Consider the following 24,395-nt stretch of genomic DNA (forward strand, 5'->3'; position numbering starts at 1 on the left):
AAGTACGGGACTGCAAAGGTACGGAAGATTTTTGGGATTGAGGTCCTTCCGCGGATGAATGGTAAAATCAATGCATGACCGCCCGCTTTTGCAGGGAATAGGTCAACGCTGATTTTACAAAATGGACAAAAAGCGGATGCGGGTTCATGACGGTACTCTTCAGTTCGGGGTGAAACTGTACCCCCACAAAGAAGGGATGCTCCGGAATTTCCACCATTTCAACCAGGTTGTTTTCGGGGTTAATTCCCGTTCCCAGCATACCGGCCTGTTCGTATTGCTTAAGGTACTCGTTGTTGAATTCGTAGCGGTGGCGGTGGCGTTCGCTTATATTCAGCCGACCGTAAATCCTGTGCGCCAGACTGTCCTTTTTGATTCGACAGGCGTAAGCCCCCAGCCGCATGGTACCTCCCTTATTGGTAATATCTTTCTGCTCGGCCATGAGGTTTATGACCGGATGGGGCGTGTTAGGATTCATTTCTACTGAATGCGCGCCTTCCAGTCCCAGTACGTGCCGGCCGTACTCGATCACGGCCATCTGCATACCCAGGCAAATTCCGAAGAACGGAATACCGTTTTCACGAACGTAACGAATAGCGGCAATCTTCCCTTCAATACCCCGCTCTCCAAAACCCGGAGCCACCAGTACCCCATCCAGGTCCCTGAGTTTTTCCTCCACGTTTTCCGGAGCCAGGCTTTCGGAGTGAATCCACTCTATATTGACCTTGCATTCGTTTTCGGCACCCGCGTGAATAAATGACTCCACAATAGACTTATAGGCGTCGTGCAACTCTACGTACTTACCGACCAGTCCAACCCGAATGGAATCCGACGGGTTTTTTAACTTGGCCAGAAATGATTTCCAGGCGTCCAGGTCGGCATCCTGATCATTATAAATATCCAGCATGTACAACGCCCGCTGATCCAGTCTTTCTTTCCGCATCAGGATGGGTACATCGTAGATCGTTTCCGCATCCATCGCTTCGATGACCGAGCTGGTTTGTACGTTGCAGAACAGGGCTATTTTTTTACGAAGTTCGTTGGGAAGCGGGTGCTCGGTCCGGCAAACCAATATATCCGGCTGCACGCCCGACTCCTGCAGCTCCTTTACCGAGTGCTGGGTAGGTTTAGTCTTTAGCTCACCGGCGGAGCTCAGGTAAGGAATCAGGGTAAGATGTATGACCAGGGTATCGTTTTCGCCGAGTTCAAATTTGATCTGACGTACTGCTTCAATAAAGGGAAGCGATTCAATATCACCCACACACCCACCGATCTCGGTGATTACCACGTCGTAGTCGCCCGTCTGCCCCAGCAGCAGCATATTGTTCTTGATCTCATCGGTAATGTGAGGAATCACCTGTACGGTTTTTCCCAGGAAATCACCCTTCCGCTCCCGCATGATTACATTATAGTAAATACGGCCGGTCGTGATATTATTGGCCTGAGAGGTACGTACGTTGAGGTAACGCTCATAGTGTCCCAGATCAAGATCGGTTTCGGCACCGTCGTCCGTTACGTAACACTCGCCGTGCTCATACGGATTAAGGGTACCTGGATCCACATTGATGTAGGGATCAAACTTCTGAATGGTGACTGATAGTCCTCTGGATTGTAAAAGCTTGGCCAGTGAAGAGGCAATGATGCCTTTACCAAGTGATGAAGTAACGCCGCCCGTAACAAAAATGTACTTAGCGGTCTTTTGCCCTGTCGAAGCCATAAGACTATGCTATTTTACTATGATTACGGGATACAAAGGTACAGGAAAGGCAGGATAGTTCCTGCCTTTCCTGTAAAAATATATTATTCTAAAAACGGCCCGGACCCGGAACTTTTCCTCTTGTCAGGACAAACGGTCTTTAAAGCTCTCGTAGCCGTAGGAGCGCACCAGATGGAAGATACCATCAGGTTTCCAGATACCAATCGAAGGCAGGTTTACCCCGTTGAAGGTGGTAGTTTTGACCATGGTATAATGTATCATATCCTCAAACACCAGCCGGTCGCCTACCCGAAGGGGCTGGTCGAAGGAGTAGTCTCCCATGAAGTCGCCGGCCAGGCAGGTCATGCCGCCGAGGCGGTAGGTAGGCTTACCGGCCTGCGGCTCGTGGTAGGCACCCGATATATAGGGTTTATAAGGCATTTCGAGGGTGTCCGGCATGTGGGCCGCAAAGGATGTATCCAGTATAGCCACCTGAATCCCCTGGCTGTCAAGCACATCCAGTACGGTACTGACCAGTACGCCGGTACGCCAGGCGATGGCCGAGCCGGGTTCCAGAATAACCTCAAGATTATACTTTTCCCGGATTTGCTTTACCAGCTTAATCAGTAAGTCAATATCGTACCCTTGGCGGGTCATGAGGTGCCCGCCACCCATGTTGAGCCACCTGGCCTGGTGAAGCAAGTCGCCAAAGCGAGCTTCCAGGGCTTCCAGCGTGCGCTCTAAGGTAGTTGAGTCATTCTCGCAAAGCGTATGAAAATGAATCCCTTCCAAACCCTCCGGCATCTGGTCGGGCAACTGGTCTCGGGTAACGCCCAGGCGGGAACCGGGTACGCAGGGATTGTACATATCAGTGGCTACTTCCGAGTACTGTGGGTTAACCCGCATCCCGCAGGAAATCCGGCGGTCAGGATGTTGCTTGTTAAACTGCTCCACCCTTTCCCGGAACCGTTCCCACTGACCCAGGGAGTTGAAGGTAATATGGCTGCTGCGTTCCAAAACTTCCCCAAACTCCTGGTCGAGGTAGGCCGGGGCGTAGGTATGCGAGCGGTAGCCGAAATAGTCGTTAATAAGCTTTATTTCGTTCAGTGAACTGGCCGTAGCGCCGCTCAGGTATTCCTTCACAATGGGAAAAGCACTGTACATGGAGAAACCCTTTAGCGCCAGGATTATTTTACATCCGGCGGCCTTTTGTACGCTGTCAATTAGTTGGAGATTTTTGCGCAGGAGCGCTTCTTCCAGTACAAAGCAGGGAGAAGGTACCTGGGTATAATCAATGGGCATTTTTATCCTGTTTATAGAAATGTGTAGTGAGAAACCGTAGTTTTGTCTGCAAATAACGCAATTGTCACCCAACAAATTCACCCCTCATGCCTTTCCTGGTACTTGATATTGAAATGACCGGACCCGAACCGGGCTGGAATGAAATCATTCAAATTGGCGCTGAACTCTTCGATGACCACTGGAAGTCGCTGGGTACCTACCTGCAGAATGTGTACCCGGAAAACGAAGAAGCTTTCACGGCCAAGTCCGAAGAAGTACACGGCCTGTCTATGGATGACCTGGAGGAGGCTCCGATGATTTACGATGTTCTTCCCGAGTTTGAAACCTGGATTCAAACCCGACTGGGCCGGAAGGCCTCACCCGGCCACAGCAGTGCCAACCTGACCGACGTCGTCATCTGCGGACAAAGTGTTATTTATGATATTAACTTCCTGCGCTTCGCCTACCGGCAGGAAAAATTAAAATGGCCTTTTTCCAATAAGCTCATTGACCTGCATACGGTTTCCTATTTGTTCTTCATGATTCTGGAAAAGAACGGGCAGTCGGTACCGCGAGCCCTGAGCCTGGGGGCAGTAGCCAGGTACTTTGGCTTTGAGCGGGAAGAAGAAACCCATAACGCCCTGGAAGATGCCCAGTTGACGGCCCGCTGTTTTAAAGAGTTTTTTAAACTGGTTGAAAAAGTCAAGCTTCTATGATTCACTACAACCCAAAGGAGTGGTACCGTTTCATTTTTCATTTTCACAAGGCAGACACCGTCCGGAAGCTGGCTCCGCTCTTGCTGGCCATTGGGGTGTACTCTACCCTTATTGCCTACCTGATACGGGATGTCTGGGAGTTGGGGGTCAATTCTGACCTGAAGAATATTTCCCTGATGCACTCGCTGCTGGGCTTTGTAATTTCCATGCTGCTGGTATTCAGGACCAATACCGCCTACGACCGCTGGTGGGAAGGCCGCAAGCAGTGGGGAGGATTGGTAAACAGCAGCCGGAACCTGGCTCTGAAAATTAACGGGATGCTGGGTCCTGAGCAAGTTGAGGCGCGGGAGTTTTTCAGGGTCATGATTCCTAATTTCGCCTTTTCCCTCAAAAACCACCTGCGGGCCAGGTACCTGGAACATGAGCTGGAACCTGCCCCTACCTATACCCTTGACCAACTGCACCCGGACCAGCACGTACCTAACCAGTTAGCCGGCCTGCTGATTGCCCGGGTACTTCAATTGCAAAGGCAGGGAGTGCTGTTACCGGAACACCTGCTCCTGCTCAATGACGAGCTACAGTCGCTGACAAACATCAGTGGGGCCTGCGAACGGATCAAAAACACGCCTATTCCTTTCTCTTACAGCTCTTTTCTAAAAAAATTCATTTTTACCTACTGTGTGACCCTACCCCTGGGATACGTCTTTAACCTGGATTACCTGGTGGTACCTTTTGTGATTTTTATTACCTATATACTGGGTAGCCTGGAGGTAATTGCCGAAGAAATTGAGGAGCCGTTCGGAGAAGACGCCAACGACCTTCCCATGGATACCCTGTGTACCAATATACGCAAGGCGGTCCAGGATATTTTTAGCACCGAAACGGTTTCCCTGCCTGTCTGAGCTGCTCTATTTCTTTTTGTAGAATTCTGCCAGCGTCCGCTCGGCTGGCTTGTGCTGCGGGGAGTACCAATCCCGGGCTTTTCGGCCCGGTTCCAGTCCCGGAAACCACTTCCAGACAAAACCTCCGGCCATCCACTCCTGGTTCCACACCTCCTCAAAAAGCGCCCGGTAGGCATCTACCTGTACCTGTTCATTCTCCGGCTGGGTCTGGTCGGTTTCCCAGGGTTTGCGGGCGGCAAAGTCGGCAGAGCGGTAGCCGTATTCGGTAAACAGAATGGGTTTTTGATGTTTCCCCGCGTACGTTGCCAGTTCCTTCAGGTGTTTCTGCCAGCCTTTTTTCAAGTCGGTTACGGTGGGGGACTGCTTGTCTGACAGCGGAAAGTAAGCATCCACCCCAATGTAATCCAGCTGGTCCCAGAAGGGTACATCCTGGTAGGTATCCCAGTTTTCGGCGTAGGTTAGCTTTCCTTTGTATATCTGCTTAATCTCTTTAATAATCCGGAACCAGAACTCGGGCCGCCGGGCCACGAAGGTTTGCATCTCGGTGGCTATGCAGTACATATCCGCCTCGGTGGTTTGGGCTACCCGGGCAAATTCCAGCAGGTACTCGCCATACTCTTTCTCAAAAATCAGCCAGTCAGCGTCCGATTTAAGGTCAAAGTGGCCCGTGAAGCCGCCTCTCCCCATCCAGACGTGCGGCTTAAGCATCACTTTCAGGCCCCGGCTGTGCGCCATCCGTATGGTTTGAATAGTACCCGTGGGGGTTTCTCCCCACCACTTCCACTCGCCGCCTTTCCCGGCATAATGAAAATTCGGTTTGCCCTCTTCCACAAAACCATACGGCATAACCGACACCCATTCGGCGCTTACTTCCCGGACCGGAGCGTACACGGAGTCGGTGACGGAGTCGCGGGGGGCAACCAGAGACACACCCTTGATTTTTTCGCCCCGGTATACATAGGTACTTGTACCGGAGAGGGTACTACAGGCACAGAAAACTCCAAATCCCAGGAGCAGCAGCAGTAGTAGAAAAGCACTACTTTTCATGTTGAAAAAAATGTTAAAAAAAGTTTAAAAGCCCTTCGCGGATAAATTTTATAGTCAATTATAACTATACGGCTGTTTTTTCTCAAAAAGGGTTTAAAAATCAATTGCCTTGGCAACAAAATCTACTCTAAAATGAAAAAACAGGCTTAAAAATGGATATACCCAGCAAATTATTGTAGAAATACCATTTGGAACAGATTTTTTATCTTTATGTGCAAAGAACAAAAGGCTAAAAATAAGTCTATTTCTTGCAAATTAAATTATAAAAGTATATGAAAAATACATCACTCATAGTAATTATAGCCGCCGTTTTTGTATTTGCCGCTACCAGTAGCTACGCTCAGCGTGCTAACCAGGTAGATCCGGGAGTCTCAGTACATAACTACAAGCACCCCAATAAGGCGCAAAAAGCAAAACAACAGGGAGAAGCAACCGGTACCTCGGTACAAGTACCCAGCCTGGGGCTGGTAGAGCGTGTCACCACCGCCCGCGAGCGGGGTCAGGTACGTCACACGCCCAAGTACGCCAATCGTCCGGCGGCCCTAGCGGTACCCGTTTACGGACCGAAGGAGGGAGTGCGTACCAATCCGCTTACATCGCCCCAAAACTATAAAACCAATCCAGCCTCACGGCCCGCTGTGGTCACTCCCAGTGTAGCGAACTTACCCAAAGCTACCAAACAGGCTCAATCAGGTAACTAAGCTGCTGAAATACATACAAACAATAACAAAAATGGGGAAGCCAGTGGCTTCCCCATTTTTGTTACCCCAGAAACTGCCGCAGAAAATTGCGGCTGGTCAGGATAGCGCTCTGGACATCTTCCAGACTACCTTCGTAGGCTTTGTCCTCTACCTCAATGACCACCGGCCCGCGGTAGCGTACATCCGTGAGGGCTGCAAAGAAGGCACGCCAGTTTACGTCGCCCAGGCCGGGTAGCTTGGGCGAGTGGTACTCCAGCGGATTGGCCATAATTCCCACCCGATCCAGTTTGTCGCGGTACAGTTTGACATCTTTCAGGTGAATATGGTGCAGGCGGTCTTTGTACTGGTAAATAGGCTTAATCTCATCCATCATCTGCCAGATCATGTGCGAGGGATCGTAGTTGAGGCCAAGCGCCCGGCTGGGTATTATTTCAAACATACGATCCCACACGGCCGGACTAATGGCCAGATTTTTTCCGCCCGGCCACTCGTCGTTGGTAAAGAACATGGGACAGTTTTCAATCCCGATTTTAATATTGTTTTCCTCCGCTACCTTTACGATACCCGGCCATACATCAGCAAACTGTTTCAGGTTGTCCTGAATACTTCTGGCCGGGTCGCGCCCCACAAAGGTATTGACCACCGGTACCCCCAGTTTCGCTGCCCCCCGGATTACGTGCTTGATGTGCTCAACATAAAATTCGGCTTTGGCCTGGTCGGGGTCGAGTGGATTGGGATAGTATCCTAAGCCCGAAATTGTCACTTTGGATTCACGCAGGGTATAGCGAATGTCCGCGATTTTTTTGTCGGTCAAATCGTCTACATCAATATGGGTAACTCCGGCGTAGCGGCGGTTGTCGGCGTTGCCTTTGGGCCAGCACATGACTTCCACGCACGAAAAACCGTGGTTGGCCGCAAAGCTGACGACGTGTTCAAAACCAAAGTCAGGAAGGATGGCACTTACAAATCCTAATTTGAGCATAGAGAAAAACTTTTATTTCCAGATCTAGAATTCAAAATAAACATTCTTTTAGTAAAAGAGAATCTCTCACCGTTTATCATTGCTTTTTCCAATCGTTTCCGGTTAGGCCCGTGTTGGGGTACCTGCGCAAAGGTTTCCGTTCAGGAAAAACCAGACTTGCTAAATCACTCCCGTCCTTGTAATATTGGCCCCGTGCGTTTACTTTGTGGGTAGTGAAGAACTTATTTTATATACAGGTACAGGTAACCGAAGAGCAAAAAGCCTGCGCCCGCCTACTGGTTGAGCATTCGTTGCGCCACCACCGAACGGCGAATATCTGGGATACCCAAACCGATAAACAGGTACATACCCGCCTGCTCCGCTACACGGGTAGCCTGGGCGAGGTGGTGTTCGCTGATTTGTACCAGCTGCCGCGCCCCCAGCGTTCGTTCGGGGCGGTCAACGGGCAGGACTGGGGGCAGGATTTCCTACTTCGCACCGAAAGTGGTACCTTGAGTCTGGATATAAAATCGATGAAGCGGCGCACGGGCCGTTTGGGGGCCGACTACGTCCTGAATATTCCTTCTTCGCAGTTACATAAGCCAGGATCACGAACAACTCATTACTTTTGTATCTCATTCCATCAGTCGGAGCAACGGGGTACCGTGGCGTCGCTGCTGGGTTTTATTGATAAAATGGAGGTAGAAAAACAGCAGGCAGGTACGCTGTATCCGGCTGGTACCGAACGTCGTCGCATTGACGGAAGCACGTTTCGCTTCGTGGAAGACACCTACGAAATCCTGTTTGGAGATATAAGTTCACCTCTCCTTACCGGCTCTATTCAACAGTGGCCGGGCTACCGCCGCTGCTACCTATTGAAGGCCAAATAAGTTTTTTATTGATTATTTACACCAAGTTACCGACCAATTATTGACCTTATGGCCTCCCTAGTGCGCACTTATAAACAAAAAAAGCTTTTAGGTCAGGTTTATACCCCCGCGCACATAGTCGAAAAAATACTTGATGAAGCAGGATTCGTCCATACATCGGCTTCCGGAAAAACAATTCTGGACCCCGCCTGCGGCGACGGACGTTTTCTGGTGGCCGTTGTAGAACGAATTATTAAGTACTCTCCAACCGATTGTCTTTCCGAAAACCTGCACCAGGTTCATGGCTGGGATATTGACGCGGTAGCACTGGCCCAATGTCGGGAGGCCCTTGATAAACTGGTGGTCCCCCTGGGACTGACCGTGGACTGGAAGTTGTACCAACTCAACGCTTTTGAACAACTTTACCGGAGCCAGCGGTTTGACATCATCGTGGGGAATCCTCCCTACATCCGTATTCAGCACTTACCCGCCGCGCAGCGTACCTACCTCCAGACGCACTACACCTTTTGCCGGTCGGGTTCCACCGATGCCTACGTCGCCTTTTTTGAACTGGCGTCGCGGCTGCTGTCGGAACAGGGTACCTGTGGTTTTATTACGCCAAACTCCTACTTCACCTCCGAAACCGCACGTTCGTTGCGTCAGTACTTTCAGCAGGAGCAAAACCTGAGCCTGATTACCAATTTCGGCTCGGTGAGGGTATTTGAAAATGCAGGTACCTACGCGGCCATCACCATTTTTGGTAGGTCAAGTCAGCCCCATTTTCGGTACGAATGCAGTACGTCAGCCTTTGAATACCAGAGTCGGGTACTCCCCTTTGAAGAGCTGAAGCAGCACGATTTATGGCAGCTTTCCGTAGTACCCAGGGAAAAAATTAAAGGTACCCGGCTGGGCGATCTGTGCCGGATTTCGGTCGGATTGACCACACTGAGCGACAGCGTGTACCTGCTCAAGGTGGAGAATCCCGATGGTAAACTGGTCACGGCAGTCAATAAAAAAGGGGATAGATTTACCATTGAAAAAAAGATTCTTAAACCAATAGTAAAAGCGTCGAGGCTGAAAAACAGTGAGGAGCCAATTCGGGAGTACATCCTGTTTCCGTACCATTCTGATGGCAGCGGAAAGCAGGAAATAATTCCGGAAGCTGACCTTAGGCAATACTATCCCCAGGCCTACCAGTACCTGCTCGACAACCGCGACACCCTGGACCGGCGCGACAACGGAAAGCCCAACACGGTGGCCTGGTATGCCTTTGGGCGTTCACAGAGCCTGGAAACCGCCTTTGGGCCCAAGATTATTTTCTCCCCCATGAACCGGGAGCCCAACTTTATCTGGTACCCTCAGCCCGACAGTACGGTGTACTCGGGGTACTTTATCAAGTTTGAGGGCGATGGCGCGGCATTGGCGCAGGTACTTAATTCAGCCCTCATGGCTGACTATATTGCCACGGCCGGTCGCGATTTCCGGGGGGGCTGGAAAGGGTACAGCAAGAAAATTGTGGAGAACTTCATCGTGCCCGACCGCGAACTGGCCCGACTGCACCTACCCTAATCTATCCGTAAATCAGAAACTCTTTCCTATCCGTCAAAAACAATATCCGGATAGCCGTTGCAGGGATAAAAGTTAAACCTTTTGCCACTACAGCTGCTTTAAAAAGGGTATAACCACACTTAGCAGTATTTGACGATGGAAGAAGCTATTGAAACTAACTGGGATAAATTCTACGCTGCCCTGGATGAGTACTGGGATGCACTCATAGCCGCTATTCCCCGCATCGGCCTGGCCGTTCTGATTGTGGCGCTGGGTATATTGATTGCCGGAGTCATTGGGCGCTTCACCCGCCGCCGGATGCAGGCCCGAACCGAAGACCCTCTGATGAGTACCTTCACGGGCAATGCCGTCAAAGCTATCCTTGTCGTAATTGTATGTATGCTGGCCCTTCACACAGCCGGCCTGAGTGGCATAGCCGGTGGAATACTGGCTACTGCCGGAGCCTCTGCCGTAGTACTTGGTTTTGCCTTTAAGGATATTGGCGAGAATTTCATAGCCGGTATCATTCTGGCATTTAACCGTCCATTCAATGTTAACGATACCATTAAGGTGGGGGACATAATGGGAAAGGTCAAGACCTTGCAGTTCAGATACACCCACATAAAAACCTTCAACGGACAGGATGTGTATATTCCCAATTCAGATGTACTCACTGACCCGGTGACCAACTACACCGAAGATGGCTTTTTTCGCTGGGACTTTGTAGTTGGTATCGCCTACGAAGATGATATCAGCGGTGCTAAGGAAATCATTCAGCGTATCCTGGATACCCATCAGAATATTGTCCATGATGATGTACACGAAAACTTTGTGGCGGAGGACGAACTGGCTGCCAGCACCGTTAATCTGAAAGTTTATTTTTGGGTAGAAACCCTGGACTTCCGACGTGCGGCCCTCATCACCAAGGGGGAAGTAATCAGAAATGTAAAAGTAAGTTTGGAACAGAATGGTTACAGCCTGCCGGCCGATATCCGCGAACTGAAGCTGTATGGTAAAGAAAAAGATTTCCCGGTATCTTTATTCAATAAAGATGGACAGACCAAGGATTTATAAACCAATCGTGGTAGTACTTATAGATAAGTGAATAGAGTTGTAAAGTATGCCATTAGGTTTGTCAGGCTGAGCGGAGTCGAAGCCCGGGCTTCGACTCCGCTCAGCCTGACAAAAGTTTACAAACTAATTCATCTATCAATAATAGACCTTTCCATTTAAGATTCACGGCCCTGTTTTGATTGAACAGCTTAGGATTTTTTAAAATAAATAACCAATGCCGTACCGGTGAGGTTGATAGTATGAACTGAACCAACCTTCCGGGTATCGTATGAAGTCTATAAAACTTTCCATTAAGAATAAAGATGGTGAACCCCTGTCGGCCCGTCTTGAGCTTCCGGCCGGGCGTCAACCCCATAACTTCGCCATATTTGCCCACTGCTTTACCTGTAGCAAAGACCTGCACGCGGTCCGGAATATTAGCCTGGCCCTGACCAACCGTGACTTTGCCGTGGTGAGGTTTGACTTTACGGGGCTGGGCGAAAGCGGAGGAGACTTTTCAGACACCAATTTCTCCCACAACATTGAGGACCTGCTGGTGGTGGGCGAGTACCTGGAAAAGAACTACCAGGCCCCTTCACTCCTGGTAGGCCATTCGCTGGGGGGTGCCGCCGCTATGGTGGCCGGTGCCCAGATGAAATCCATTCGGGCCATTGCTACCATTGGGGCACCTTCCAGTATATCCCATATTACCCACCTTTTCCGGAATGACCTACGTACCATTGAAGCCGAAGGCTACGCGGATGTGTCCATTGGGGGGCGGCCTTTTACCATCAAAAAGCATTTCATTGATGCGCTCGAACAGAAAGACTTGTCCACTATTGTCAGGGAAATGCGGAAACCGTTGCTGATTGCCCACTCTCCGCAGGACAAAATCGTGAACATCCGAAACGCCGCCCAAATCTATAAAGCCGCCCGCCACCCCAAAAGCTTCCTGTCGCTGGACAAGGCCGACCACCTCCTCACCAACGAGGAGGACTCACACTATATGGGAGATGTACTGAGCAGCTGGGCCCGCCGGTACGTTGACCAGCTCCCCAGGGAGCGTACCACCTCCGATGCCGAGGTAGTGGCCCATATTGCCGAGGATAACTATACGACCCAAATCCAGGCGCGGCAGCATACGCTACTGGCCGACGAACCCGAAAGTCTGGGGGGTAATGACCTGGGACCAACCCCTTACGAATTGCTGTCGGCCGGTTTGGGGGCTTGTACCGCCATAACCCTGAAAATGTACGCGGCCCGCCAGAAATGGGACCTTCAGGAAGTATTCGTACATTTGGACTACGACAAAGTACACGCCAAGGACTCAGCCCATACGGAAGTTAATAAAACGCAGAAGATTGACCAGTTTACGCGGGAGATAGAGCTGGTGGGGAACCTGGACGAAAAGCAAAGGGCCCGCCTGCTGGAAATAGCCAATAAATGCCCCGTACACAAAACCCTGCACAACAAAATTGTCATAAAATCTAGCCTAAAAGAGTAACTACATTGCCTTCCATGATTCAATTGAGGCCCGCCTCTGCCGCCGATATTCCTGCCCTGGAAAGCCTTGTATTCAACCACGGTACCAACGAGTGGAACTACCTGCCGGAGGATGGGGTAAAAGCGCATCTGACCGCCCTAACCGACGGCTCGGTTCGGGGCTTTGTGGCCCTGTCCGACGGAGAAATAGTTGGCCTAATGACCTTTCAAACCGGAATTTTTTACCCTGAGTACGAAACAAACCCGGCGGAGGTACATGGGTACGTAGCCGAAGGAGTGGTGCATAGTACTTACGTAGGAAAGGGTATTGGGGTACAGCTGATGCAGGAAGTACTTAATGCCCTGGCACAAGTACCTGTAAAGCATATCTACGCGAAAAGACACGAGGAAAACCCCTACTCGCGACGGCTCCTGGAAAAAACCGGCTTTCAGGAAATTGCTACCTTTTATGACCCGCTTATTCGCCCCACCGGTACCCGCCGCACCACGGTTTGCCGGTTCCTGGTGAAGTAGTTTTTACTTTTTTCAAATTTGATTTTCAGATGCAAATCTGCCCTATTGCTTTGTTCGTCAGGCAAAGAGTATATTTGCTCCTCAGTGGATAAACCTTTTGTCCACACGTTTCCGGACTCAATTCCCTCTCTTATTCATTTAACAAACTACCATGTACAGACTATTACTGGCTGGCTTTCTGGCGGTAAGCCCGGCACTTAGCCATGCGGCCCCGTTGTTGCCCGGTCCCGCCCGGACCGACTCGACCAAAGCCGATTCGGTGGCCAAACCCAAAGCCAAAGAAGCCCCGCTTCCCCTCAAAGCCGAACGTACCCTTGAATTCACCTCCCGCGAAGGTACCTGGATGTCGCTGGATGTGAGTCCGGACGGAAAAACCATTGCCTTTGACCTGTTAGGTGACATTTATACCCTACCGATTGGAGGTGGAAAAGCAACCCGGGTCACCTCCGGGATGTCCTTCGATACCCACCCCCGCTTCAGTCCCGACGGGAAGAAAATCCTGTTTACGTCGGACAAGAGCGGAGCCGAAAACCTGTGGTGGATTGACCTGGTAAAGCAGGACACGGTGCAGGTTACCAAAGACAAAGACCAAAGCTTTTTTGCCGCCGCCTGGACGCCCGACGGGGAATATATTGTAGGGGCGCGGGGTCGGCGCAATATCAAGCTCTACCTCTTTCACCGCAACGGTGGCTCCGGAATAGAAATGATTGAAAAGCCCGAAAAACTTAAGACAATTGACCCGGTGGTGAGTCCGGACGGTCGGTACATCTACTACTCCGAGCGCACCGGTGGCTGGAATTACAACGCCCAGCTCCCTCAGTACCAGATTGGCGTGTATGACCGCGAAAACGGTAAAATGCGGACCATTACCTCGCGCTACGGCTCGGCCTTTACCCCTACCCTGTCCCGTGATGGCAAATGGCTGGTGTATGGTACCCGCTTTGAAGACAAAACGGGCCTCATGATCCGTGACCTCCATACCGGCGACGAACGCTGGCTGGCCTATCCCGTTCAGCGCGACGAACAGGAATCCATTGCCACCATGGGCGTACTGCCCGCCATGAGTTTTACTCCCGACAACCAGGCTGTTCTGGCCTCGTACGGCGGCAAGATTTACCGCATCCCCGTTGCGGGAGGCACCGCCACCGAGATTCCCTTTCAGGCAGATGTCAAGCTGGAACTGGGACCCCAGTTATCGTTTAAGTACCCCATTGAAGACGTAAAAGAGCTGGTAGCTACCCAAATCCGGGACGGGGTACCTTCACCCGATGGAAAGAAACTGGCCTTCACCGCTCTGAACCGTCTATACGTGATGGACCTGCCCAAAGGTACACCCCGGCGATTGACCGGTTTTGATTTTACGGAAGCCCAGCCCGTGTGGTCACCCGATGGCAACGCGGTGGTATTTACTACCTGGAGTAGTGAGGCCGGTGGCCATTTGTATAAAGTGATTGTAACGGGTAAAGCCACCGCGCCCCAGCGACTGACCAAAGTACCTGCGGTTTATACCAATCCGGCCTGGGCTTACAAGCAGGACCGAATTGTTTTCATGCGGGGCAGCTCCGAAAACTATAAGAACTCGGTTTCCCCCGCTGCCGCCGGCGACACGGAAGATCTGGCCTGGATACCCGCTAACGGAGGGGATGTTACCATTATTGAAAAAGCCTTTGGCCGGAGCAATCCGCATTTTACCCGCCACGAAGACCGCATCTACCTGAACAGTGACGAAGGACTGGTATCTATCCGCTGGGATGGTACCGACGAGAAGACGCACCTGAAATTGACGGGGGTTACTACCTTTGGTACTTCATTTCAGGAAGGTACCCACTGCATGCTGCCCGACCACCTGAACGATGCTGCTGAAACGACCAAACCAAGTACCCCCTCGGTTATTCTGATGGCGCCGGAAGGCAATAATGTTCTGGCCAAAATCACCAACGAGTTGTACGTGGTGAATGTACCCAAAGCCGGTAAAACGCCAACGATCTCCGTGTCAGACCCCAAAAATTCAGCTTTCCCGGCCCGGAAAATCACTGAACTGGGGGGCGAGTTTCCGGCCTGGACCGCTAACGGAAAACAGGTGTTTTATTCCCTGGGCCGTAACTTCTTCGTGTATGACCTGAACAAAGCCGGTGCCTACGATGATAGCCTGAAAATTGCGCTGCGCGAGAAAGCCAGGGCCCCCAAAGATACCGCCGCCAAAGCCGAAAAGGTAAAGGAAGAAGAAAAGGACCCGCATTACATAGCGCAGGAATACGAAGTTGCGGTCAAATTCCCGAAAGACCAGCCGACCGGCACCGCCCTGCTGAAAGGAGCCCGGATTATTACTATGAAAGGCGATGAGGTCATTGAAAACGGTGATATACTGATTCAGGACAATCGTATCAAAGCCGTTGGTACCAGTGGTAGTTTGTCAGTACCGCAGGGAGCCACGGTCATTGACGTGGCCGGTAAAACCATTGTGCCGGGGCTGGTCGATACCCACGCCCACATGTGGCCTAACTGGGGACTACACAAAAATCAGGTGTGGATTTACGCGGCGAATCTGGCCTACGGCGTAACCACTACCCGCGACCCCCAAACTGCCACCACCGATGTACTTACCTACAGCGACCTGGTAGAATCCGGCCGTATTGTGGGTCCCCGCGTGTACTCGACTGGCCCGGGGGTAGGTTTCTGGATGTACAATCTCAAAGACCTCGACCATACCAAAAAAGTGCTTCAGCAGTACAGCAAGTACTATAATACCAAGACTATAAAGATGTACCTGGTGGGTAACCGTCAGCACCGTCAGTGGGTGATTATGGCGGCGAAGGAGCAAAAGCTGATGCCAACGACCGAGGGCGGTCTGGACTTTAAACTGAACATGACGCAGTTGCTGGACGGGTACCCCGGCCACGAACATGCTATTCCTATTTATCCGCTCTACAACGACGTAATCAAGACCATCGCCGACGCTAAAATGGCCGTAACGCCTACCCTGCTGGTGTCGTACGGTGGCCCGTGGGCCGAAAACTACTACTACGCTACCGAAAAGCCGTACAACGATGCCAAACTGAAGCGTTTTACGCCCTACGAAGAACTGGCGGAGAAATCGCGGCGGCGGTCGGCCTGGTTTATGGACGAAGAGCACGTATTCAGCAAGCACGCCGAATCCATGAAGAAACTGGTGGAAGCCGGCGGACTCTCAGGCGTTGGTAGCCATGGTCAGCTACAGGGCCTGGGGTACCACTGGGAATTGTGGTCAATACAATCAGGTGGTATGAAGAACCACGACGCCCTCAAGGTGGCTACCATCACCGGAGCTACGGCCCTTGGCCTGGACAAGGACCTGGGTTCCATTGAAAGTGGTAAACTGGCCGACCTGGTTATTATGGATAAAAATCCGCTGGAAAACATCCGGAATACCAACAGTATCAAATTTGTGATGAAGAACGGCCGCCTCTACGAAGGAGAGTCGCTTGATGAGGTGTACCCACGCAAGCAGCCCCTCGACAACACCGAGTGGAAAGCCAAGCAGCCTGGTACCTTGCCGGGGCTGCGTTAAATAAGTTTTTTATTGTTTTGAAAGAAGGGCTGGCTGTGAGGCTGGCCCTTCTTTCATTATCAAACAATTTTTAGCATTCTTCAAAAAACGGTTAGTCAAACCTGCCTAGATGATTTTTGAAAAGTACAATATCCAAATTGGATATTGATTCTTATTTTAGCCAAAATAAAAGCTACCCTCCTCAACCACCTACCATGAGCCGAATTTTTGCAGTTAGTTTTTTCTGCCTACTATGCCTTTCCCTCCCGCTCGCCCTGATTTATAATCGGGGCGTAATCTCATAGCGTCTGCGACGCGACTACTTAACCAAAATATTTTTTATTTGATAGGTACTTCCAAAAAGACAACATTAAGCATGGAACCCAGCATTGAAACCTTAGCCGAAAAGAAACTGGTAGGCAAAAGAGTACGAATGTCTCTGACGGGAAACCGTACCGGTGAACTTTGGAAGAGCTTCCTGCCCCGGCGAAAGGAAATTCAAAACAGCGTAGGTTCAGAACTGTATTCTATGCAGGTATATGAGCCAGGGTACTTCCGGGAATTTAATCCGGCCAAGGAATTTGAAAAATGGGCTGCCGTAGAGGTAACTGACTTCAAAGTTGTCCCTGTGGAGATGGAAACTTTTACACTCCCGCCAGGTCTGTATGCCATTTTTCACTACAAAGGCCTAAGCATCGACACCAGCATTTACCAGTACATCTACACTACCTGGCTGCCAGCCTCTGAGTACCTGTTAGACAACCGGCCCCATTTTGAAGTACTGGGGCAGAAGTACAAGAACGGAGATCCTGACTCGGAAGAGGATATTTGGGTACCTATAAAACTGGGGTAGTAGCCTCAGCTAGCCCGCTCGCCCCGATAAAAATAACCCAGCAGCTATGGTTCAAATAGCTGCCGGGATCATATTACTGCCTATATCGGGCTACAAAAATATCTCTGCCACCCATGGTTGTAAGGGTAGTAGTTCCAAAGGTAGCTGTACCATTAAAACTTCCGGTAACATATAGGTTTCCCGATTCGTCTACTGCAATACCATTGCCTACATCTGTACCGGTCCCTCCGCCAGATCGGGCCCAGATTAGATTTCCATTACTATCAAATTTTCCTACAAAAACATCATCTGAACCATAGTGAACCACTCTAATAGCAGTACCAGGTTCTCCTGATGGCGGAAAAGGATAGTGAGAGAAAGCCAGTTGGGAAGCTGAACTAAAACCTGTCAGATATACATTTCCAGCTTTATCTAGGGCTATATCTTTTCCACCATTATTTATACCAATACTTCCTATTATCTTGGACCACTGGTTTTCTCCATTCGTATTGTACTTGGCAAAATATATATAACTATCGAAACGACCTATCTTGAGTGAACCAGTAACATAGGCATTTCCATTCGCATCAACTGCGATACCAACACCAGATCCATATTCGCCACGCTGAGCCCACAGAATCTCACCGGTGCTGCTGTACTTAGCAATAAAAATAGTAGGGTCACCACTTACTCCTATTTCGGGAAGTGTAATACTGCCGAAGGAAGCAGTAAAACTATAGAACCCCGTTATATAAATAGTACCATTTTTATCTACGGCTATGTCGCCACCCTCGTCACCACCTATACCCCCTGCTTTCTGAGCCCACTGCACATCGCCATTGCTGTTGCACTTCATTACAAAAACGTCACTGCCACCACTGGAAATAAGAGTAGTGGGCCCAAGCGTAGTAGAGCCAAAATAGTACCCCGTCACGTATATATTTCCGGCCTCATCCACCGCAATGCCAGTACCATTTTCACTTATATCAGGGGAATCTGTACTACCTCCTTCGTTTCGGCCCCACTGCGCTTCACCATTGCTGTTAAGTTTGAGTATGTACAAATCGGCCCCTCCCCTTGAATTAAGAATTACAGTACCAAAGGTGATTCTGCCCCGGAAACTCCCGGTGATGTACACGTTACCGTTGGCGTCAACCGCCATACCTCCAATACTGGATGAATTGGTGGCAGTGGGCCGCTGGACCCACTGGATTTCGCCGGCAGGATTGTACTTGGCAATGAAAATAGTAACACCTCCAGCTGGGGAGGTGAGGGATTTAGAGCTAAAGGTGGCGGACTGAGTGAAGTACCCGGCAACGTAAACGTTGCCGTGCTGATCAGTACCCACAAATTCGCCCTGATCAAATCCCTGGCCTCCTGCCTGCCAGGCCATGATATCCTCATTATGAGGTTCCAGACTATGATCTCGACAGCCCGACAGTAGGGCCACGAGTAATGCGGATAGTAGAATAGCCGCGTTTTTCATGATACAGTATATTTAAGTGAAAAGTTGAGTGTTCCGGTCGATATTCGGGTAATTCATTATTCAAAATGGAAATTCAGAATAAGAATAGCTGGGCACATTTTCAGCCAGATAACCTATACACCAAATCAGTTCTCTGCCGAACTGGGCCAGAGAATTAAGGGAGGGCGAGGGCATTGGGTAGGCAAACTGCTTACCAAACTTATAAGAGGGGGTGCTTAGCTAAGAAGTTGTAAATAAGGTGAATATTACTTTGGCAATCAATACTTATATAATAAATTTATTTAACGGTACTTTATTATACGTGTTCTTCTTTTAGCTGGTAGTCATTGTTATAGCAGAAGTGGTAGACTTAGCTAATAATGTTGCTCTATTGGACAAAGCCTGAGCTACTAGTTAGTGGAACTGATGGGTGAATTGTCATACTAAAAAATGTGCTGGTAGTAACTCTCTAGTTTATACGTGCCGGTGCGGACGCTGGCCTAAGAACAGTATGATACTTTTACATTCAGTGAATTACTTATCAAAGAGCAAGTATGGCAGTAGTAGACTTCTTTACCAGAATTAAAAATCAAAAACAGAAATTGTCCGAACAAGAAAACCTTCTGCCGATCAATTGGCATTTGCCAATGCAGTACTTGAAATTAAATTATTAATTCTTAAATTCAGAATAATTACCAACAGATACCTATGCCTTACAACCAGACCCTTGCAGAAAGAGTACGTGAGCAATTAGTCCCACTGACTGATGTTGAAGAAAAAGAAATGATGGGTGGGCTTGCCTTTATGTACAAGGATAAAATGTGTGTGGGAGTAATAAAAGATGACCTATTGTGCCGGATTGATCCTGACTTGTACAAAGAGGTATTGGAAAAGAATGGCTGCCGACCTATGGATTTCACGGGTCGACCCATGAAGGGATGGGTCTTTGTTGACCCGGAAGCTATACGATCCAGAACGGAATTAGAATATTGGATAAAAATGGCCCTTGACTACAACAGTAAAGCCAGGAGTTCAAAAGTAAAAAAGGACAACACCTAAGCGCCCCAGCCAGTGTCCCCACCGGTCAAAGGTTAGGAGCCTTGGTAGTGGACTAAAAATAGTCCACTACCTTCTTCTATTCCTCCGCCCACTGCACCTTCTCTCCCTTTAGGGCCACATGGGTCATAGGGAGGGTGATAGCGTGGGGGAGCCGATAGGAATACCTAAGGAATCAATCTCTGGAAGGTACTTTGAAAACCCAGACGAATAATTTATACGCATCCCCACACTCCAATTTTCCCTACCATTTATCAATAAAGCGCACTTACTTTTCACTTTTCACCAATCATTCCCCAACTTTGCGGTACAGATGCAAAGGCGTCTCCCATTGACCGGCTTACCATTCATGAAAAAAGTATTATTTATTGACCGCGACGGTACTATCATCGTCGAACCTCCTACCGATTTTCAGGTTGACTCCCTCGAGAAACTGGAATTTTTGCCCAAAGCTATTTCCAACCTCCGGCAGATTGCCGAAGAAACCGATTACGAGCTGGTGATGGTCACTAACCAGGATGGTCTGGGTACCGGCTCCTTTCCGGAAGATACCTTCTGGCCCGCCCATAACAAGATGATGCGGACCCTGGCAGGAGAAAATATCCAGTTTTCGGAGGTACTTATCGACCGCTCTTTTCCCCACGAAAACGCCCCTACCCGCAAGCCCGGTACTGCCTTGCTGGCAAAGTACTTTGGCGACGAATACGACCTGTCCAACAGCTATGTAATTGGCGACCGCTATACGGATGTACAACTGGCGGTGAATCTGGGGGCGAAGGCCATTCTTATTGCCCCCAAAGTACCTACCGAGGGGCTGAACGAAGCGCAGCATAAGGCGACTACCCTGGTTACCGACGACTGGGACCTGATTTATGAACACCTGAAACTACCCTCACGGACGGCCTCGGTGGAGCGGAACACCAAAGAAACCCAAATAAAAATCAGCCTGAACCTGGACGGAAGCGGCCGGTCCGACATCCATACCGGTCTGGGATTTTTTGACCATATGCTCGACCAACTGGCCCGCCATTCGGGCGCGGACCTGACCATCCGGGTAGAAGGCGACCTGCACATTGATGAACACCATACCATTGAAGACACCGCCCTGGCCCTGGGTGAAGCCTACCGTCAGGCGTTGGGTGACAAGCGGGGCATCAGCCGGTATGGTTTCCTGCTGCCCATGGATGAAGCCCTGGCTCAGGTAGCCATCGATTTTTCGGGTCGCCCCTGGCTGGTGTGGGACGCGGAGTTTCGCCGGGAAAGAATTGGTGAAATGCCTACGGAGATGTTTCATCACTTTTTTAAATCTTTTTCGGACACTTCGTTATCCAATCTGAATATCAAAGTAGAGGGGCAGAACGAGCACCATAAGATTGAGTCCATATTTAAAGCGTTTGCCAAAGCAATAAAAATGGCGGTACAGCGTGACCTTAAGGCCCTGGATGTACTTCCTTCAACCAAAGGTGTATTATAAAAATTTGGTAAGAAGTTGCGTAAAGAAGCATTTCCCTCTTATTTTTGCAGAAGTTCTTTACCGGAAAACGAATTTGTTATGTTGATGACGATAATTGCTTTGGTGTTCTTTATTACCCTGCTGGGATCGGCCTTTGTTGTAGGCCGTTGGCTCGAAAACCACGAAAGAGGCTACAAGCGGTAAAAATTTTTCGATAAAGGGCCACTTTCCTGGCCCTTTTTTTATTTTTCCCCGACGAAAAAGAGTTAGTTCCTGGTACTTTGGCTCTTTTGGTAGCGGGAGTCAGTTCTAAGGCAGGTCTGGAAAGAAACCTTTCTGAGTTCTACTATTTCCTTAGCCCGCGGGAGGTTTTTATCAATCCGGTCGACGGAAGAGCAAACTTTACTTCTGTTTTAGGGGTTTTTATTGGAAGTCACCGGGACTGAATAGTACATTACAAAACTAATTACGTATATTTGAATACGTCGTTTAACCGCTTTTAGCCTTGTTTAAAAAACTTTTCTTCCTTTTGGCGACTATCTATTTCATCGGTAAAACAACTGGTGTGGTGGATACTTTTTTTGTCGGTGAAGAAACGGTTATTGAGTGTTCGGGCGAATGCGAAAATGAGAAAGAGGAAGTAAAGGAAGGAAGCTATTTTGACAAGCATTTTTTTAATTATGATATACTCCTCCAAAAAAACTATACGTCTGCTCCCATTCCTATTGCCTACTATTTTAATTCAAAATTAATTACCTCTTTGCATGCCAACCAGTTCTCTCCTCCCCCGGAACAGGTTTAGTCTCTCTTTCATTTTTATGTGCTGATAAACAAGAAGTACCTCTGTGGGATTCTTGTAAAGTAGTGAACAGGCAGAAAATAGTGGGCAGGTACTTCTCACTGATTTCCCGGTTATTCCACCCATACCTAACAATTACACAGGTTGTCCGTAACCAGCACTTCCGTTTACTTTTTGATAAAAAAACTTCACAAGTAACCTTATTTAGCAATGGCTTTAGCCTACGCAAACCTTTTTGAGCAAAATAAGAAGTGGGTAGAGGAAATGAATCGCCAAAACCCTGAATTCTTCGCTACCCTGGCCAAAGGACAAAGTCCTCAGTTCCTGTGGATTGGCTGTTCGGATAGCCGGGTACCCGCCAATGAAATTACCGGCACCCTACCCGGTGACATATTTGTACACCGTAACATCGCGAATATGGTGGTACATACCGATATGAACATGCTCAGTGTACTTGACTACTCGGTCAATGTACTGGGGGTAAGACATATCATAGTTTGCGGCCACTACGGATGCGGTGGTGTAGCCGCCGCGCTCGGCAACAAACAGGTAGGCCTGATTGATAACTGGCTGCGCCACATCAAGGATGTGTACCGCCTGCACAAGGAAGAACTGGATACTATCGGGGATACGAAAGAAAAAACGAACAGACTGGTTGAGCTGAACGTACATGAGCAGGTATATGACCTTTCCAAAACCTCAATCGTTCAGAATGCCTGGGCCAGGGGCCAGTTCCTGCAATTGCACGGTTTGGTGTATGACATCGCCAATGGGTACCTGAAAGACCTGAGCGTAACCGTAGGCGATAATAATGAATTAGACAACGTGTATAAATTCGACACCGGGGTCCTTGAATAAGTACCTTAAAATAAATAATTGTAAAAAAACTAGCATTATGTTAGAAAGTAATAAAGGCTTCTTTTCAAATATCAAATCAGATTTACCCGCCGGTCTGGTGGTCTACCTGGTTGCTTTGCCGCTGTGTTTGGGCATTGCCCTTGCTTCAACCGGGCGCCCTGATTTGTTGTTTTCCGGAATTATTGCCGGAGTAATAGGTGGTATAGTAGTAGGTTTTTTAAGTGGCTCACCCCTGGGAGTATCTGGTCCGGCAGCCGGACTGGTAGTAATTGTAGTTAACGCAATCGAATCGCTGGGAAGTTTCGAGTCTTTTCTTGCGGCGGTTTTTCTTGCTGGAATCATCCAATTGGTTGCCGGTTTCTTAAAGGCTGGTGTCTTTGGCTACTATTTCCCGTCATCTGTAATCAAGGGTATGCTTGCAGCAATAGGTATCACACTGATTCTAAAAGAAATACCCCATGCTCTTGGCTATGACAAAGATTTCGTTGGGGACGAGAACTTTAAACAGCTCGATGGTCATAATACATTTACGGAGATCTACTATGCCTTCCGGTTTAGCAGCACAGGAGCTATCATTATTTCAGCCATATCGCTGGCACTTCTGATCGTGTTCGAACAGCCGTTCATGAAACGAATTCAGCTATTTAGGTTTGTACCCGGAGCTCTGTTTGTTGTATTACTGGGAATTCTAATTGAATTGCTGTTTATAAATAACTTTCCGGACCTGGCCCTTACAGGAGAACATATGGTTCAGCTACCGGTAGCGGGTGGTCCTAGTGAGTTTTTTAGCTTTTTCAAGTTTCCCAATTTTTCCGCACTGTCTAATCCGGAAGTATATATAGTGGCTTTCACACTTGCTATAGTGGCAAGCATTGAAACTCTGCTGTGCGTGGAAGCTACCGACAAGCTGGATCCTTACAAAAGAACTACACCAACCAACCGGGAGCTGAAAGCACAAGGTGTTGGCAACATTGTATCCGGTCTGATCGGAGGTTTACCTATTACTCAGGTGATTGTACGAAGCTCGGCCAATATTGGTTCGGGTGGTAAGACCAAGGCAGCTACCATCATACATGGTACTATTCTGCTACTTTCAGCTATTTTTATTCCAAATCTCCTTAATTACATTCCCCTTGCTTCCCTGGCAGCGATATTACTTGTGGTAGGTTATAAGCTTTCCAAGTTTTCGCTTTACCAGGGTATGTACAGGCTGGGCTGGAATCAATTCATTCCTTTTGTGGTGACAGTGGTGGCTATTCTGATGACCGACCTGCTGCGGGGTATCGCAATCGGGATGGTAGTGGCTATTTACTTTATTCTTAGAAAGAATTACGAGCACTCGTACCATTACAACAAAGAGTCCAAGAATGGTGCCGAGGTGATTCATTTGCTGCTGTCGGAAGAAGTAACTTTCCTTAACAAAGGTAGTATCAACCATACTCTGGAGCGGCTTCCTGATGGAGCTTCCATTATCATTGATGGTACAAAATCGGTCCACATTGATTACGATGTTCTGGAAATAATTCAGAACTTCAAGGAGCATACGGCCCCGATGAAGAATATCACGGTAGAAACCCGGGGCATTCCGGACGTAAACAGTGTAGGTGCCCATTAAGAAT

At 49.1% G+C, this 24,395-nt stretch carries 20 protein-coding genes; 15 read left to right on the forward strand and 5 right to left on the reverse strand.

What is annotated here, in order from left to right:
• Positions 1 to 67: 67 nt before the first annotated feature.
• Together VGN67_RS19000 and nspC are read right to left on the reverse strand one after the other, a co-directional pair.
• Entirely contained in the window at positions 68 to 1,714 is a 1,647-nt protein-coding gene (locus VGN67_RS19000) for a CTP synthase (protein ID WP_327488469.1), read from the reverse strand.
• A 123-nt stretch (positions 1,715 to 1,837) separates the two neighbouring features.
• Positions 1,838 to 2,995 (reverse strand): carboxynorspermidine decarboxylase, encoded by a 1,158-nt coding sequence (gene nspC / locus VGN67_RS19005; RefSeq protein WP_327488470.1) that lies wholly within the window; start codon positions 2,993 to 2,995, stop codon positions 1,838 to 1,840.
• A gap of 86 nt (positions 2,996 to 3,081) precedes the next feature.
• Here nspC and VGN67_RS19010 point away from each other — a divergent pair, with 86 nt between their 5' ends.
• Together VGN67_RS19010 and VGN67_RS19015 are read left to right on the forward strand one after the other, a co-directional pair.
• Positions 3,082 to 3,690 (forward strand): 3'-5' exonuclease, encoded by a 609-nt coding sequence (locus VGN67_RS19010; protein ID WP_327488471.1) that lies wholly within the window; start codon positions 3,082 to 3,084, stop codon positions 3,688 to 3,690.
• Entirely contained in the window at positions 3,687 to 4,592 is a 906-nt protein-coding gene (locus tag VGN67_RS19015) for a bestrophin family protein (RefSeq protein WP_327488472.1), read from the forward strand. The genes VGN67_RS19010 and VGN67_RS19015 overlap by 4 nt, the downstream gene beginning before the upstream one ends.
• Positions 4,593 to 4,598: 6 nt before the next feature.
• Here the strand turns inward: VGN67_RS19015 and VGN67_RS19020 are convergent, their stop codons facing one another.
• Entirely contained in the window at positions 4,599 to 5,639 is a 1,041-nt protein-coding gene (locus tag VGN67_RS19020) for a glycoside hydrolase family 113 (protein WP_327488473.1), read from the reverse strand.
• Positions 5,640 to 5,911: 272 nt separating this feature from the next.
• Here VGN67_RS19020 and VGN67_RS19025 point away from each other — a divergent pair, with 272 nt between their 5' ends.
• Positions 5,912 to 6,340 carry a hypothetical protein gene (locus VGN67_RS19025; protein WP_327488474.1) on the forward strand — a complete coding sequence of 143 codons (429 nt, stop codon included), beginning with the start codon at positions 5,912 to 5,914 and terminating at the stop codon, positions 6,338 to 6,340.
• Positions 6,341 to 6,401: 61 nt separating this feature from the next.
• Here the strand turns inward: VGN67_RS19025 and VGN67_RS19030 are convergent, their stop codons facing one another.
• A complete protein-coding gene (locus VGN67_RS19030) occupies positions 6,402 to 7,322 on the reverse strand; it encodes a sugar phosphate isomerase/epimerase family protein (protein WP_327488475.1) in 921 nt (306 codons plus the stop codon).
• A gap of 212 nt (positions 7,323 to 7,534) precedes the next feature.
• Between VGN67_RS19030 and VGN67_RS19035 the strand changes: the two genes are divergently transcribed.
• The 7 genes from VGN67_RS19035 (at position 7,535) to VGN67_RS19065 (ending at position 17,166) form a co-directional block, all read left to right on the forward strand.
• Positions 7,535 to 8,191 carry a hypothetical protein gene (locus VGN67_RS19035; protein ID WP_327488476.1) on the forward strand — a complete coding sequence of 219 codons (657 nt, stop codon included), beginning with the start codon at positions 7,535 to 7,537 and terminating at the stop codon, positions 8,189 to 8,191.
• 48 nt (positions 8,192 to 8,239) lie between these two features.
• On the forward strand, positions 8,240 to 9,739 hold the full coding sequence (locus VGN67_RS19040; protein ID WP_327488477.1) for an Eco57I restriction-modification methylase domain-containing protein: 1,500 nt from the start codon (positions 8,240 to 8,242) through the stop codon (positions 9,737 to 9,739).
• Positions 9,740 to 9,874: 135 nt separating this feature from the next.
• Positions 9,875 to 10,792, forward strand: a complete 918-nt coding sequence (locus tag VGN67_RS19045; RefSeq protein ID WP_327488478.1) for a mechanosensitive ion channel — start codon at positions 9,875 to 9,877, stop codon at positions 10,790 to 10,792.
• Between the two features lie 268 nt (positions 10,793 to 11,060).
• Positions 11,061 to 12,275 carry a bifunctional alpha/beta hydrolase/OsmC family protein gene (locus tag VGN67_RS19050; protein ID WP_327488479.1) on the forward strand — a complete coding sequence of 405 codons (1,215 nt, stop codon included), beginning with the start codon at positions 11,061 to 11,063 and terminating at the stop codon, positions 12,273 to 12,275.
• Positions 12,276 to 12,289: 14 nt separating this feature from the next.
• Positions 12,290 to 12,787 (forward strand): GNAT family N-acetyltransferase, encoded by a 498-nt coding sequence (locus VGN67_RS19055; protein ID WP_327488480.1) that lies wholly within the window; start codon positions 12,290 to 12,292, stop codon positions 12,785 to 12,787.
• Positions 12,788 to 12,938: 151 nt separating this feature from the next.
• Positions 12,939 to 16,334: an amidohydrolase family protein gene (locus VGN67_RS19060; RefSeq protein WP_327488481.1), complete on the forward strand. Its 3,396-nt coding sequence runs from the start codon at positions 12,939 to 12,941 to the stop codon at positions 16,332 to 16,334.
• Between the two features lie 355 nt (positions 16,335 to 16,689).
• Positions 16,690 to 17,166 carry a GyrI-like domain-containing protein gene (locus VGN67_RS19065; protein ID WP_327488482.1) on the forward strand — a complete coding sequence of 159 codons (477 nt, stop codon included), beginning with the start codon at positions 16,690 to 16,692 and terminating at the stop codon, positions 17,164 to 17,166.
• 73 nt (positions 17,167 to 17,239) lie between these two features.
• Here VGN67_RS19065 and VGN67_RS19070 read toward each other — a convergent pair whose 3' ends face one another.
• The gene (locus VGN67_RS19070) at positions 17,240 to 18,631 is read right to left on the reverse strand and encodes an SBBP repeat-containing protein (RefSeq protein ID WP_327488483.1); all 1,392 of its coding nucleotides are present in this window, start codon (positions 18,629 to 18,631) and stop codon (positions 17,240 to 17,242) included.
• Between the two features lie 687 nt (positions 18,632 to 19,318).
• Between VGN67_RS19070 and VGN67_RS19075 the strand changes: the two genes are divergently transcribed.
• The 5 genes from VGN67_RS19075 (at position 19,319) to VGN67_RS19095 (ending at position 24,391) form a co-directional block, all read left to right on the forward strand.
• On the forward strand, positions 19,319 to 19,669 hold the full coding sequence (locus VGN67_RS19075; protein ID WP_327488484.1) for a TfoX/Sxy family protein: 351 nt from the start codon (positions 19,319 to 19,321) through the stop codon (positions 19,667 to 19,669).
• Between the two features lie 346 nt (positions 19,670 to 20,015).
• The gene (hisB, locus tag VGN67_RS19080) at positions 20,016 to 21,140 is read left to right on the forward strand and encodes a bifunctional histidinol-phosphatase/imidazoleglycerol-phosphate dehydratase HisB (protein WP_327488485.1); all 1,125 of its coding nucleotides are present in this window, start codon (positions 20,016 to 20,018) and stop codon (positions 21,138 to 21,140) included.
• Positions 21,141 to 21,624: 484 nt separating this feature from the next.
• Positions 21,625 to 21,921, forward strand: coding sequence for a hypothetical protein (locus tag VGN67_RS19085; RefSeq protein ID WP_327488486.1), 297 nt, complete (start codon positions 21,625 to 21,627; stop codon positions 21,919 to 21,921).
• 207 nt (positions 21,922 to 22,128) lie between these two features.
• On the forward strand, positions 22,129 to 22,776 hold the full coding sequence (gene can / locus VGN67_RS19090) for a carbonate dehydratase (RefSeq protein WP_327488487.1): 648 nt from the start codon (positions 22,129 to 22,131) through the stop codon (positions 22,774 to 22,776).
• A gap of 37 nt (positions 22,777 to 22,813) precedes the next feature.
• Positions 22,814 to 24,391 (forward strand): SulP family inorganic anion transporter, encoded by a 1,578-nt coding sequence (locus tag VGN67_RS19095; protein ID WP_327488488.1) that lies wholly within the window; start codon positions 22,814 to 22,816, stop codon positions 24,389 to 24,391.
• Positions 24,392 to 24,395: the final 4 nt, after the last annotated feature.

Origin of the sequence: Telluribacter sp., assembly GCF_035998675.1 — a bacterium.
GTDB lineage: Bacteria > Bacteroidota > Bacteroidia > Cytophagales > Spirosomataceae > Telluribacter.

Bases quoted from the DNA above. Each gene is read 5' to 3' on its own strand.
- VGN67_RS19065 (WP_327488482.1), top strand. From the start codon at position 16,690: ATGGAACCCAGCATTGAAACCTTAGCCGAAAAGAAACTGGTAGGCAAA.
- VGN67_RS19000 (WP_327488469.1), bottom strand. From the start codon at position 1,714: ATGGCTTCGACAGGGCAAAAGACCGCTAAGTACATTTTTGTTACGGGC.
- VGN67_RS19020 (WP_327488473.1), bottom strand. From the start codon at position 5,639: ATGAAAAGTAGTGCTTTTCTACTACTGCTGCTGCTCCTGGGATTTGGA.
- VGN67_RS19010 (WP_327488471.1), top strand. From the start codon at position 3,082: ATGCCTTTCCTGGTACTTGATATTGAAATGACCGGACCCGAACCGGGC.
- VGN67_RS19050 (WP_327488479.1), top strand. From the start codon at position 11,061: ATGAAGTCTATAAAACTTTCCATTAAGAATAAAGATGGTGAACCCCTG.
- VGN67_RS19045 (WP_327488478.1), top strand. From the start codon at position 9,875: ATGGAAGAAGCTATTGAAACTAACTGGGATAAATTCTACGCTGCCCTG.
- VGN67_RS19060 (WP_327488481.1), top strand. From the start codon at position 12,939: ATGTACAGACTATTACTGGCTGGCTTTCTGGCGGTAAGCCCGGCACTT.
- VGN67_RS19075 (WP_327488484.1), top strand. From the start codon at position 19,319: ATGCCTTACAACCAGACCCTTGCAGAAAGAGTACGTGAGCAATTAGTC.
- can (WP_327488487.1), top strand. From the start codon at position 22,129: ATGGCTTTAGCCTACGCAAACCTTTTTGAGCAAAATAAGAAGTGGGTA.
- VGN67_RS19025 (WP_327488474.1), top strand. From the start codon at position 5,912: ATGAAAAATACATCACTCATAGTAATTATAGCCGCCGTTTTTGTATTT.
- VGN67_RS19070 (WP_327488483.1), bottom strand. From the start codon at position 18,631: ATGAAAAACGCGGCTATTCTACTATCCGCATTACTCGTGGCCCTACTG.
- VGN67_RS19055 (WP_327488480.1), top strand. From the start codon at position 12,290: ATGATTCAATTGAGGCCCGCCTCTGCCGCCGATATTCCTGCCCTGGAA.
- VGN67_RS19030 (WP_327488475.1), bottom strand. From the start codon at position 7,322: ATGCTCAAATTAGGATTTGTAAGTGCCATCCTTCCTGACTTTGGTTTT.
- nspC (WP_327488470.1), bottom strand. From the start codon at position 2,995: ATGCCCATTGATTATACCCAGGTACCTTCTCCCTGCTTTGTACTGGAA.
- VGN67_RS19015 (WP_327488472.1), top strand. From the start codon at position 3,687: ATGATTCACTACAACCCAAAGGAGTGGTACCGTTTCATTTTTCATTTT.
- VGN67_RS19040 (WP_327488477.1), top strand. From the start codon at position 8,240: ATGGCCTCCCTAGTGCGCACTTATAAACAAAAAAAGCTTTTAGGTCAG.
- VGN67_RS19095 (WP_327488488.1), top strand. From the start codon at position 22,814: ATGTTAGAAAGTAATAAAGGCTTCTTTTCAAATATCAAATCAGATTTA.
- hisB (WP_327488485.1), top strand. From the start codon at position 20,016: ATGAAAAAAGTATTATTTATTGACCGCGACGGTACTATCATCGTCGAA.